This is a genomic window from Streptomyces sp. NPDC045899 (genome assembly GCF_056431485.1).
The window spans coordinates 63076-75608 of the sequence record NZ_JBWKKP010000027.1; the positions used below are offsets into that span (position 1 = coordinate 63076).

Genomic DNA, 12533 nt, shown 5'->3' on the forward strand with positions numbered 1-12533 from the left:
GGTGAACCACCCGGGTGCGCGCGGAGGCCCGGACGCGGCGCTATTGACTAGCTCTATTCACTGAAGCCAAGATGTGAATATCTCGATCCAGTCGACGTCAGGGAGGCACGGCCCATGTCAGGTCCGCGACCCGTACGGGCACCGCGCGGTACGGAGCTCAGTGCCCGGGGGTGGCAGCAGGAAGCCGCCCTCCGGATGCTCCAGAACAACCTCGACCCGGAGGTGGCCGAGCACCCCGACAAGCTGGTCGTCTACGGCGGCACCGGCAAGGCGGCCCGCGACTGGCGCTCCTTCGACGCCATGGTGCGCACCCTCCGCACGCTCAAGCAGGACGAGACGATGCTCGTCCAGTCGGGCCGTCCGGTCGGTGTGATGCAGACGCACGAGTGGGCGCCGCGGGTGCTGATCGCCAACTCCAACCTGGTCGGTGACTGGGCCAACTGGGAGGAGTTCCGCCGCCTGGAGGCGCTGGGCCTGACCATGTACGGCCAGATGACCGCGGGCTCGTGGATCTACATCGGCACCCAGGGCATCCTCCAGGGCACCTACGAGACCTTCGCCGCGGTGGCCGCGAAGAAGTTCGGCGGCACCCTGGCCGGGACCATCACCCTCACCGCCGGTCTCGGCGGGATGGGCGGCGCCCAGCCGCTCGCCGTCACCATGAACGACGGGGTGGCGATCTGCATCGACTGCGACCCGCGCGCCATCGAGCGCCGGATCGAGCACCGCTACCTGGACGTCCGGGCGGACAGCCTGGACCACGCCCTCCAGCTGGCGACCGAGGCGCGCGACGCCCGCCGCCCGCTGTCGATCGGCGTCCTGGGGAACGCGGCCGAACTGGTCCCCCAGCTCCTCGCGATGAACGCTCCGATCGACATCGTCACCGACCAGACCAGCGCCCACGACCCGCTGGCCTATCTGCCGGTCGGCGTGGACTTCGACGAGATGGCCTCGTACGCCGCCGAGAAGCCCGCGGACTTCACCCAGCGGGCGCGGGAGTCCATGGCCCGGCATGTCGAGGCCATGGTCGGCTTCATGGACGCCGGTGCCGAGGTCTTCGACTACGGCAACTCCATCCGCGGCGAGGCCAGGCTGGCGGGCTTCGAGCGGGCCTTCGCCTTCCCCGGCTTCGTCCCGGCCTACATCCGTCCGCTGTTCTGCGAGGGCAAGGGCCCGTTCCGCTGGGCCGCGCTCTCCGGAGACCCCAAGGACATCGCCGCCACCGACAAGGCGATCCTGGAGCTGTTCCCGGAGAACGAGTCGCTGGCCCGCTGGATCAAGCTGGCGGGGGAACGGGTGCACTTCCAGGGGCTGCCCGCCCGTATCTGCTGGCTCGGCTACGGCGAGCGCGACAAGGCGGGCGAGCGGTTCAACGAGATGGTGGCCGACGGCACCCTCGCCGCCCCGCTGGCCATCGGCCGTGACCACCTGGACTGCGGTTCGGTGGCCTCCCCGTACCGCGAGACCGAGGCCATGCTCGACGGCTCGGACGCCATCGCCGACTGGCCGCTGCTCAACGCCATGGTCAACGTCGCCTCGGGCGCCTCCTGGGTCTCCCTCCACCACGGCGGCGGCGTCGGCATGGGCCGCTCCATCCACGCGGGACAGGTCACCGTGGCCGACGGCACCGCGCTGGCGGGCGAGAAGATCCGCCGGGTGCTCACCAACGACCCGGGCATGGGCGTGATCCGCCATGTCGACGCGGGCTACGACCGCGCCGACGAGGTGGCGGCGGAGCGCGAGGTGCACGTCCCGATGCGTGAGGAAGGGACGGCGTGACCGCACCCGCCCAACAGCCCCCGTCCTTCCTGGAGATGTGGCGCGACCTCGCGCCCATCGGCCGCGACGCCACCACCAAGGGCTACCGCCGCTACGCCTGGACCGGCGCGGACACCGACTGCCGCGCCTGGTTCCGGGCCCAGGCGGAGACCCGCGGTCTGACCTACGAGGTGGACCGCAACGGCAACCAGTGGGCCTGGCTCGGCGACCCCGCCGCCGGGGACGCGGTCGTCACCGGCTCCCACCTGGACTCCGTGCCCGACGGCGGCGCCTTCGACGGCCCGCTGGGTGTGGTGTCCTCCTTCGCCGCGCTCGACGAGCTCCGCGCCCGCGGCGCGAAGCCCGCCAGACCGCTCGCGATCGTGAACTTCGGCGACGAGGAGGGCGCCCGCTTCGGGCTGGCCTGTGCCGGCTCCCGGCTCACCGCCGGACAGCTCGGTGTGGACCAGGCGCACACCCTGCGTGACGCCGACGGGATCTCGCTGCCGCAGGCCATGGAGCGCGCCGGATACGACCCGGACGCCATCGGCCCGGACCCCGGCCGGCTGGCCGGGATCGGCGCCTTCGTCGAGCTCCACGTCGAGCAGGGCCGGGCCCTGGCGGACACAGGAGACCCGGTGGGCGTCGCCTCCGCGATCTGGCCGCACGGCCGCTGGCGGTTCGACTTCCACGGCGAGGCCAACCACGCCGGGACCACCCGGCTCGAGGACCGCCGCGACCCGATGCTCACCTACGCCAACACCGTGCTCGCCGCCCGCAAGAAGGCCCGGCTGGCCGGCGCCCTGGCCACGTTCGGCAAGGTCAGCGTGGAGCCCAACGGGGTCAACGCGATCGCCTCGCTGGTACGCGGCTGGCTGGACTCACGGGCGGCGGACGAGAAGACCCTCGCCGCCGTCGTCGAGGAGGTCGAGCGGGCCGCCGTGGAGCGCGGACAGCGCGACGGGGTGGAGGTACGGGTCACCCGGGAGTCCTTCACCCCGGTCGTGGAATTCGCCCATGATCTGCGGGACCGGCTGTCCGGCCTGCTCGGAGGGGTTCCGGTACTGCCCACGGGCGCCGGACACGACGCGGGCATTTTGTCCGCGTCGGTTCCGACCGCCATGCTGTTTGTAAGGAACCCCACCGGCGTCTCGCACTCACCCGCGGAGACGGCGGGCGAGGATGACTGCCTCGCCGGTGTGGCCGCGCTCGCGCAGGTACTGGAGGGGTTGGCGTGTCACTGACGGCGCAGACCTACTGGGCGGAGTACGCCTGGCTGGGCGGAAGCGTCCGGCCGGACGTGGTGATCGTGGCCGCGACGGACGGGAGGATCACCGCGGTGCGGCCCGGCTGCCCGGCCCCGCCCGCGGGCTCGGTCACCCTGCGCGGCCTCACCGTCCCCGGCCTGGCCAACGCGCACAGCCATGCCTTCCACCGGGCGCTGCGCGGCTATGTGCAGGCCGGGAGCGGGGCGGCGGCCGCGGACCGGCACGGACAGGGCGCGCCGGACTCCTTCTGGACCTGGCGCAAGGTGATGTACGAGGTCGCCGACCGGCTCACCCCGGAGAGCTACTTCGAACTCGCGCGCGCGGTCTACGCCGAGATGGCCATGGCGGGCATCACCTGCGTGGGTGAGTTCCACTATCTGCACCACGCCCCCGGCGGCACCCGCTACGGCGACCCCAACGCGATGGGGCAGGCCCTGATCGCGGCGGCGGGCGAGGCCGGGATCCGCATCACCCTCCTCGACACCTGCTACCTCTCCTCCGGGTTCGGCGCCGAACCGGACCAGCACCAGCTGCGTTTCTCCGACGGCAGCGCCGACGCCTGGGCCGAGCGGGTCTCCGCGCTCAAGGGCAACGGCACCGCCCGGATCGGCGCGGCCATCCACTCGGTGCGGGCCGTCCCCGTCGACCAGCTGGCCACCGTCTCGGGCTGGGCGGAGGAGCGGTTCGCCCCGCTCCATGTCCACCTCTCCGAGCAGACCGCCGAGAACGACGCCTGTGTGGAGGCCCACGGCTTCACCCCGGCCCGGCTGCTCGCCGACCACGGGGTGCTGGGGCCGCGCACCACCGCGGTGCACGCCACCCACCTCACCCCGGGCGACATCCGGCTGCTGGGCCACTCGGCCACCGGGGTGTGCATGTGCCCGACCACCGAACGGGACCTCGCCGACGGCATCGGCCCGGCCGCCGAACTCCAGCGCGCGGGTTCACCGCTGTCGCTCGGCAGCGACAGCCACGCCGTGATCGACATCCTCGAAGAGGCCCGCGCCATGGAGCTGGACGAGCGGCTGCACACCCGCGCCCGGGGCCACTGGACCGCGCCCCAGCTGCTGCGCGCCGCGACGGCCGACGGCCATGCGGCGCTGGGCTGGGGCGATGACGCGGGCCGGATCGAGGTGGGGGCGCTGGCCGACCTCACCACGATCGCGCTGGACTCGGTGCGCACCGCGGGACCGCCGTCCCGGCTGGGCGCCGAGACGGCCGTGTTCGCGGCGACCGGTGCCGATGTCCGGCACACCGTGGTCGGCGGCCGCCATGTCGTACGGGACGGCGCCCATCAGCTCGTCCCGCGTGTGCCCGAGGCGCTGGCCGCGTCCATCGCGGCCCTGCACGGCTGAGCGACGACGGGCCGCCCGGGCGGCCCATGAAGGAGCACCCTCACGATGACCACCGCGACGGACGCGGCCGCCACGCCCGCGACGACCGCCATCACCCATATCGCCGGCCTCGTCACCAACGACCCCGCCCTCGGCGAGGGCCCGCTCGGTCTGATCCGGGACGCGGCCGTCGTCATCGACGGCGACCGGATCGCCTGGGTCGGCGCCACCCGCGACGTACCCGCCACCGACAACCGGGTCGACGCGGCCGGACGCGCCGCCGTCCCCGGTTTCGTGGACTCCCACTCCCATGTGGTCTTCGCGGGCGACCGGACCGAGGAGTTCAACGCGCGGATGTCCGGGCGGCGGTACAGCGCGGGCGGGATCCGCACCACGGTGGCCGCCACCCGGGCGGCCTCCAACAACGAGCTCAACGCCAATGTCGCCCGCTATGTGATGGAGGCCCTGCGCCAGGGCACCACCACCCTGGAGATCAAGTCCGGCTACGGGCTGACGTCGGAGGACGAGGCGCGCGCCCTGTCCATCGCCGCCGCCCACACCGACGAGGTGACGTTCCTGGGGGCGCATGTCGTCGCCCCCGAGTTCGCCGACGACCCGGCCGCGTACGTGGACCTGGTGACCGGCCCGATGCTGGAGATGTGCGCACCGTACGCCCGCTGGGTGGACGTGTTCTGCGAGAAGGGCGCGTTCGACGGCGACCAGGCGCGGGCGGTGCTCACCGCCGGACAGCGGCACGGGCTGATCCCGCGGGTGCACGCCAACCAGCTCTCGTACGGCCCCGGGGTGCAGCTCGCCGTGGAGCTGGGCGCCGCCTCCGCGGACCACTGCACCTATCTGACGGACGAGGACGTGGACGCGCTGGCGCGCAGCGAGACCGTGGCCACCCTGCTGCCGGGCTGCGAGTTCTCCACCCGCTCGCCGTACCCGGACGCGCGGCGGCTGCTGGACGCGGGCGTCACCGTGGCGCTCTCCCCGGACTGCAACCCGGGCTCGTCCTTCACCAGTTCCATGCCGTTCTGCGTCGCGCTGGCCGTGCGCGACATGGGGATGACCCCGGACGAGGCGGTCTGGGCGGCCACCGAGGGCGGAGCGCGCGCCCTGCGCCGTACCGATGTCGGCCGTATCACCCCGGGCGCCCGCGCCGATCTGGCGCTGCTGGACGCCCCGTCCCACGTCCACCTCGCCTACCGGCCCGGGGTCCCGCTGGTGTCGGCCGTCTGGCGCGGCGGAACCCTCGTCTGACGGCCCCTCCGGGCCGGCGTGGCCGAGGCGGCGCCGGCCCGGACGCCGACGCGAATAAGGACCCGTCCCGGCTGAGCGGGGGCGGGTCCTTATCCGTCTGCGGCGGCGTCTACTCCTCGATCATCAGTCCCTTGCGGAGCCGACGGAGGGTGCGCGACAGCAGCCGGGAGACGTGCATCTGGGAGATACCCAGCTCCTCACCGATCTCCGATTGCGTCATATTGGCCACGAAGCGCAGCGACAGGATCTTCCGGTCGCGCGGGGGCAGTTCGGCGATCAGCGGCTTCAGGGACTCCACGTACTCGATGCCCTCGAGACCGTGGTCCTCGTAGCCGATCCGGTCCGCCAGGGTGCCCTCGGTGTCGTCCTCCTCGGGCTGGGCGTCCAGCGAGCTGGCGGTGTACGCGTTGCTCGCGGCCATGCCCTCGACGACCTCGGCGGTGCTGATGTCCAGGCGCTTGGCCAACTCGTCCACGGTGGGGGCGCGGTCGAGCGACTGCGCCAGCTCGTCACCGGCCTTGGCCAGGTCCAGCCGCAGCTCCTGGAGCCGCCTGGGAACGCGCACGGACCAACTGGTGTCCCGGAAGAAGCGCTTGATCTCGCCGACGATGGTCGGCATCGCGAAGGTGGGGAACTCGACACCGCGTCCGGGCTCGAAGCGGTCGATCGCCTTGATCAGTCCGATGGTGCCGACCTGCACGATGTCCTCCATCGGCTCGCTGCGGGAGCGGAAGCGCGAGGCGGCGAACTTGACCAGTGCCAGGTTCAGCTCGACGAGCGTGTTGCGGACGTACGCGTACTCGTGGGTGCCTTCGTCCAGCATCTCGAGGCGTTCGAAGAGGGTCTTGGAGAGAGCCCTCGCATCTACCGGACCAACCGTTTCATACGGGGGGATCTCCGGCAGATCGGACAGTTCCGGCAGTTCGTCGAACGCGGTTCCGGTGAGGGCCTGGGCGTCCGTGTCAGGGGTGAACTGCGCGGGTACGGTGGCCGACGAGGCGCCGGTACTCCAGGAAGGATCGGTACGCGATTCGTCGAGCTGGGGTGACATAGTCTCCTCCGTCGTTCTCGGCATATGGCTGCCGGTGCCATGACGTGCTGCTCGGGGAGCGGCGCCTCCAAAGCCGGTCGTGTTCGAGCGGGTCACTACTACGCCTACCCGTATTGGCCATCGTGTGGCAAGTCCACGTTGTCCATATTTGTTGAATTTGCCGAAGTATGCGAAATGTTCGGGTACCGGAGGACCGGGTAGAAGGCGTAGGGTTCGATGCGCGCAATCGAAAGCAACGAGACGCCAGAAGAGGTGCGCACATGGACCGCGGGATGGTCGGCAGCGCCAGCAAGGGCCGGCTCCAGGTCGAGGTTCGGCACCACGGAGCGAGTGCGGTCGTCACACCGGCAGGTGAGTTGGATCACCACACCGCCGACGTGCTGCGCGAGCCGCTGGAGAGGTGCGTCGAAGGTGGACGCGCCCGGCTGGTCGTGGACTGCTCCAAGCTGGAGTTCTGCGATTCGACCGGGCTGAACGTCCTCCTGGGCGCCCGCCTCAAGGCCGAGGCCGAGGGTGGCGGAGTCCACCTGGCCGGGATGCAGCCCATCGTTGCGCGCGTATTCGAGATCACCGGAGCGGAAGCCGTCTTCACGCTGCATGACTCGCTGGACGCCGCGCTAGTCGAGTGATCTACGTCACTCCTGACTCCGGTGTGTCCCGCGTACGCCGTCATGCGTTGCCCGCGTCACATCAGCGGTGTCGAAGAAGTGGGTGTTCTCACGCTTTGGCCGGGCAGGAGACAGGCTGAAACTGTTGAAGAGATCAGGTAACCCTTGTCCCTGAATCGGTGAATCGGTGAGGTGAAGCGCTGATGAGCACCACCCGGCCGTACCCGCCGGGCGACCGCGGCCCGGACCCGGATGGTCCCGCCGCTTCGGCCATCCCACCGGGCACTCCGGCCGCCGGGCGGATCCGCCAGGTCCGCAGGCTCCATCTGATCGGAGCCAGTGGAGCGGTCCCGCGTGCCCGTGACTTCACGCGTGAGGCGCTGCGTGACTGGGGCTGGCTGCCGGCCGCGACCGCGGACCAGCGGGCGGCCGCGGAGGATGTACTGCTCGTCGTCTCCGAACTGGTCACCAACGCCTGTCTGCACGCCGACGGCCCGGAGGAGCTGCGCGTCAGCTGCAACGCCAAGGTGCTCCGCCTCGAAGTGGTCGACCTCGGCACCGGTACGCCCGCGCCGCGCACCCCGCACCGCGCGGGGCGCCCCGGCGGCCACGGCATGTTCATCGTGCAGCGGCTGTGCCTCGACTGGGGCGTGGTGCGGAACGTGGAGGGCTCCGGCAAGACGGTCTGGGCGGAGCTCGCCGCTCCGGCCTGAAGAGCACGGCCCCGGCCCGTATCCCCCCGCGCGCTCTGCGCCCTCGGGTCCGGCTGATCCGCCGCGGCCACCCCCGCCGCCGTCGCGGCCCGCCGCCTCCGCGGTCACCCCGTGCGCCCGCCCGCGCCGCGACTCCACCGTCCGTTGCGCAGGCCGCCGCGTCCGCGTCTTCCGCTTCACCCGGTCTTCTCCCTCTTCGCGCCGATCCGGCGCGTTCTTTGTCTTCCCTCTCCAAGGTCCCCGGCGTACTGTCGGCGCCCGATCTGATGTGCCGTCAGTTCTGCTGTTGCGGCGCCCGACGAGAGGGGATCTCGTGGTGTCCCACCCCCAACGCCGTACGGTCGGCCGTGGCGGCGCCCTCACGCTCGCCGCGGCCGTGGCCGGTTCCGCGGTCTTCCTCGGCGCCCCGGCCGCCCACGCCACCACCGTCGATGTCGACTACAAGTGCAAGACGCCGATCGGCGACAAGAGCGCGGTGTCGCCCATCGACATCAAGAGCGTGCGGAGCGGCGGCGGCTACCAGCTCACCATGTCCTTCGAGAAGGGCGTCTCCTCCAGCCCGGTCGAACTCGGCAAGGGCGCGATGCACCCCAGCGCCCTGATCAAGCTGGGCGGAGCGGAGACCGGCACGGTCGCGGTCTCGGGACCCGCCAACGACAAGGCGATCCCCGCCAACACCCCCATCAAGATCCGTGACCTGACGGGCACCTACACACCGAAGAAGAGCGGCAAGGTCACCTTCACCGCCTCCACCCTCACCATCAAGGCCCTGGGCACGACCACCACCTGTACCCCCGGCAACGGTCCCAAGCCCTCGCTGTCCCTGGACGTCAAGGGCGCGGGCGGCTCCGGATCAGGCGGCGGCTCCCAGCTGCCGCAGACCGGACCCGCCGACTCCGCCCTCGCGCTCGGCACCCTCGGCGGAACCGTGCTGCTCAGCGGAGTGGCCGGAGCCCTCTGGCTCTCCCGGCGCCGCGGCCGGGCGGCCTAGCGCAGCTCCGGCCGGGCCGCATGAGGACGAGCAACCGAGGAGCCGCCGATGCCGTCGCGTACCCACACCGTCGTCCACCTCCGCGTCCGCGCCGCCGCGCTGCTGACCGCCCCCCTGCTGGCCCTCGCGGTCTTCCCCACGGCGGTGGCCACCGCGGCCCCCGCCGTGCCCGGGGGACACGGCTGGTCGGCGGCGCCCGCGCCCGGCGGCGGACGCGCCCCGGGCGCGGGTGACCGGGCGTACTTCTATCTGGAGGGCGGCCCCGGCGCCGTCCTCCGCGACACGCTCGCCGTCACCAACGAGGGCGCCCGGCCCCGTACCGTGCGGCTGCGCGGCACCGGCGGCGTCCGCGTCACGCTCGCCGAGCACCGGGTGACGGTGCCGCCCCGCACCCGCGCCGACGTCCCGCTCACCGTCACCGTCCCCGCCGACGCGGCACCCGGTGAGCGCACCGGAGCGGTCCGGGTCTCCGGGGACGGGCGCGAGATCGCCGTCCGCACCCATCTGCGGGTCAACGGCCCCACGATGACCTCGCTCTCCGTCGAGGACGTGCGCGTGGAGCGGCACGGCGACGGGGCGGCCATCCGCTACGCCCTCGTCAACCGCGGCACCACCGCGCTCACCCCTCGGCTCGCGGTCCGGGCCGACGGCCTCTTCGGCGCCGTGCTGCGGCGCGACGCCCGCACCCTGCCGCTCGAACTGGCCCCCGGCCGCCGGGTGCGGCTCACCGAGCGGTGGCCCGACGCGCCCGCCGCCGACCGGGTGGCGGTGCGGCTGACGGTCACCGCGGCCGGGGGAGCGCATGACGCCGCGTCCACCACCTACACCGCCGTACCGCCGTGGCTGCTCCTCACGGCGGCGCTCGGGGCCCTGGGCGCGGGCACCGGCGCGGGCGGCCGGCTGGTACGACGGCGCCGCCGCGCCCGGGACACGGAAGCGGCCGCACCGGAGGCGGAGGCGGCCGTCGCAGGAGCGGCAGCGGGAGCGGCCGGGGCGGGGGCCGACGGATGACACGTCACCACACGCCCCCGGCCGTCGTCGCCCTGGTGGTCCTCGCCCTGCTCCTGGGCGCCCTCGCCGTACCGTTCACCGGCCCCGCCGCCGCGGCCTCCGACGGGCCCACCGTCGCGGTCTCCCCGCGCGAGGCGGGCACCGGCGGTTCGATCACCGTGACCGGCCGCGGCTGGCGGCCGAAAGCCCTGCTGACCCTGCTCATCTGCGGTCAGAACATGATCGGCGGCACCAACTCCTGCGCCAACTCCGACGGCAGGGCGGTCACCACCGGAGCGGACGGCACCTTCCGCCGGAAGCTGCCGGTCGCCGATCCGCCCGAGCCCTGCCCCTGCGTCGTCCACGCCGCGACCGTGACCGGTGACGCCGCCTCCGCCGATGTGGCGTTCCGCGTCGCCGGACACCCGGTGAAACCGCTGCCCCACAAGCGCACCGGCGGTGAGCGGCTCAGCGCGCTCTCGGCCCGGCTCGACGGTTCGAGCGGGCTGCTGACGTGGTTCGGCGCTCCCCCGCGCCGCACGCTGGTGGTCACCGTCGCCAACCTCGGCTCCACCCCGGCCCGCGATCCGGTCTTCCGGGTGGGCGCCTCGCACGGTGTCTTCGCGCCCTCGTGGGAGGAGCGGCAGTGGCGGGGGACCATCCAGCCGGGCAAGAAGGCCCGGGTCGAGCTGGAGGTGGAACTGTCGGCCGGGGCCCATGGCGACTACGTCGTCTCGCTGGAGTACGGCCGCAAGCTGCTGGTCGAACAGCCGTGGACGGTCGGACGGCCGTGGGGTGTCACGCTCTTCTGGGTCCTGCTGGGCGTGGTGATCCCGGCGGCGGTCTTCCGGATCGGCATGGCCGTCGTGGACCGGATGCGCCCGCCGCGTCCGGCGGCATCCGCCGCGCACGCCCGCGCCCGCCGTTCCCGTATCCGCCGCCGCGGCCGCGGCCGTGCCCGGACCGGCCCCGTCGCCCCCGCCCCTGACGCACGGGCCCCGGCCCTGCCCTGGTTCACCCCGGACACCCTCCCGGGGTCGCAGACGCACCACCCTTCCGCACCGTCCGAGAACGACCGACCGACCCCGAAAGGATCGACGTGAGTACGCAACGAAGAGTGGGCGCGGCCGTCGCCGCGCTGGTACTCGGCGGTGCGGGCGTGCTGTTCGGCGCGAGTACCGCACAAGGCGCCGAGGTCTCGTACAAGACCGAGTGCCTGCCACCGCCGATCTCCGGTATGCCGCCGGTGCAGGGCACCACGACGGTGGACGTCCAGGCCCCGGCCACCGCCAAGGTCGGCGACGAGGTCGAGGTGGTGTGGAAGACGGTGCAGGCCGCTTCCAAGAACCCGCCCATCCTCGATCTGGAGAAGGACACCGTGAAGCCCACCGGCACCCTCACGGTGGGCGGGGCGCAGACCGGTGAACTCGCCGTGGAGGGGGCGCGGGAGAACCCGCCGATCCCCAAGGACAGCCCGATGAAGCTGTCCGACATGAAGGCCAAGCTGAAGCTGACGAAGGCCGGGGAGGTCACGCTGACCCCCGGTGCGTACACCATCAACGTCAGCAAGCCGATCTCCACGGACACCAAGTGCTCGGCCAAGGAGACGGTCAAGGCCGCCGCCACCATCAAGGTGACCGACGGCGGTTCGACCACCGGCGGGACCACCACGGGCGGTACGACCACCGGTGGCACCACGACCGGCGGGACCACCACCGGCGGTACGACCACGGGCGGCACGACGACCGGCGGGACCACCACGGGCGGCACCACGACCGGTGGTACGACCACGGGTGGCTCCACCGCCGGTGGTTCGACGACCGGTGGTTCGACGAGCGGCGGCGGTGGCGGCGACGGTGACACCCAGACGGGTAAGCAGGTCAGCGTCGACTACCGCTGCAAGACCCCCATCGGCGACAAGGAGGCCACCTCCCCGGTCCAGATCAACGCCACCAAGAAGGGCGGCAGCTTCGACCTCACCGTCAAGTTCGGCAAGTCCGTGATGGACAGCCCGGCCGACATCCCCGCCGACTCCGTCAAGCCCGCGATGGCGGTGAAGGTCGGCGGTGCCGACAAGGGCGAGGTCGCCGTGGAGGGCCCGACCAACAAGGGGCCCATCAAGTCCGGTGACCCGATCGAGATCCCGGATCTCACCGGCACCTACAAGCCGGGCGCGAGCGGCAAGGCGACGCTCACCCCCGGGGTGCTGACCGTCAAGGCGCTCGGCACGACCACCACCTGCACCCCGGCCAAGGACCCCGGCGCCTCGCTGGAGCTGGACACCACGGCCCAGCCCGGCGGTACGTCCGGCGGCACCTCCGGCGGTTCGGGCGGCAGCTCCGGCGGCACCTCCGGTGGCACCGGCGGTTCGTCCGGCGGTGGTTCGTCCGGTGGCACCAGCGGCGGACTGGCCGAGACCGGCGCGAACGACCACGGCGGGCTGAAGGCGCTCGCCCTGATCGCCGGCACCTCCGTGCTGCTCGGCGGCGCGGTCTTCACCCTCACCCCGTGGCGCAGGCTGCGCGGCAGCCGCTGACGCGAACCGGGGAACGGAGGA

11 protein-coding genes are annotated in these 12533 nt (G+C 72.6%); 10 read left to right on the forward strand and 1 reads right to left on the reverse strand.

Going from position 1 to position 12533, the window contains the following annotated elements:
- Window positions 1-114 precede the first annotated feature (114 nt).
- From hutU to hutI, 4 genes are read left to right on the forward strand one after another with little or no spacing between them, the layout of a single operon-like run.
- Window positions 115-1779 (forward strand): urocanate hydratase, encoded by a 1665-nt coding sequence (hutU, locus tag AC07FT_RS30450; RefSeq protein WP_479179179.1) that lies wholly within the window; start codon window positions 115-117, stop codon window positions 1777-1779.
- Between the two features lie 35 nt (window positions 1780-1814).
- Window positions 1815-3002 carry an allantoate amidohydrolase gene (locus AC07FT_RS30455; protein ID WP_479179225.1) on the forward strand — a complete coding sequence of 396 codons (1188 nt, stop codon included), beginning with the start codon at window positions 1815-1817 and terminating at the stop codon, window positions 3000-3002.
- On the forward strand, window positions 2999-4381 hold the full coding sequence (locus AC07FT_RS30460; protein WP_479179226.1) for a formimidoylglutamate deiminase: 1383 nt from the start codon (window positions 2999-3001) through the stop codon (window positions 4379-4381). The genes AC07FT_RS30455 and AC07FT_RS30460 overlap by 4 nt, the downstream gene beginning before the upstream one ends.
- A gap of 45 nt (window positions 4382-4426) precedes the next feature.
- Complete coding sequence (gene hutI, locus AC07FT_RS30465; protein WP_479179181.1) at window positions 4427-5623, forward strand: imidazolonepropionase; 1197 nt, start codon at window positions 4427-4429, stop codon at window positions 5621-5623.
- Between the two features lie 109 nt (window positions 5624-5732).
- Here hutI and AC07FT_RS30470 read toward each other — a convergent pair whose 3' ends face one another.
- Window positions 5733-6674, reverse strand: a complete 942-nt coding sequence (locus tag AC07FT_RS30470) for an RNA polymerase sigma factor SigF (RefSeq protein ID WP_479179182.1) — start codon at window positions 6672-6674, stop codon at window positions 5733-5735.
- A 260-nt stretch (window positions 6675-6934) separates the two neighbouring features.
- On the opposite strand from AC07FT_RS30470, the gene AC07FT_RS30475 reads away from it, so the two are divergent.
- The 6 genes from AC07FT_RS30475 to AC07FT_RS30500 all read left to right on the forward strand — a co-directional run bounded on the left by AC07FT_RS30475 (window position 6935) and on the right by AC07FT_RS30500 (window position 12512).
- On the forward strand, window positions 6935-7303 hold the full coding sequence (locus AC07FT_RS30475) for an STAS domain-containing protein (protein WP_362447729.1): 369 nt from the start codon (window positions 6935-6937) through the stop codon (window positions 7301-7303).
- Between the two features lie 182 nt (window positions 7304-7485).
- Entirely contained in the window at window positions 7486-7995 is a 510-nt protein-coding gene (locus AC07FT_RS30480; protein WP_479179184.1) for an ATP-binding protein, read from the forward strand.
- A gap of 316 nt (window positions 7996-8311) precedes the next feature.
- The gene (locus AC07FT_RS30485) at window positions 8312-8986 is read left to right on the forward strand and encodes an LPXTG cell wall anchor domain-containing protein (RefSeq protein ID WP_479179186.1); all 675 of its coding nucleotides are present in this window, start codon (window positions 8312-8314) and stop codon (window positions 8984-8986) included.
- 48 nt (window positions 8987-9034) lie between these two features.
- Window positions 9035-9997: a COG1470 family protein gene (locus tag AC07FT_RS30490; RefSeq protein ID WP_479179187.1), complete on the forward strand. Its 963-nt coding sequence runs from the start codon at window positions 9035-9037 to the stop codon at window positions 9995-9997.
- Window positions 9994-11079 carry a hypothetical protein gene (locus tag AC07FT_RS30495; protein ID WP_479179188.1) on the forward strand — a complete coding sequence of 362 codons (1086 nt, stop codon included), beginning with the start codon at window positions 9994-9996 and terminating at the stop codon, window positions 11077-11079. The genes AC07FT_RS30490 and AC07FT_RS30495 overlap by 4 nt, the downstream gene beginning before the upstream one ends.
- A gap of 14 nt (window positions 11080-11093) precedes the next feature.
- Window positions 11094-12512 (forward strand): hypothetical protein, encoded by a 1419-nt coding sequence (locus AC07FT_RS30500; protein WP_479179227.1) that lies wholly within the window; start codon window positions 11094-11096, stop codon window positions 12510-12512.
- Window positions 12513-12533: the final 21 nt, after the last annotated feature.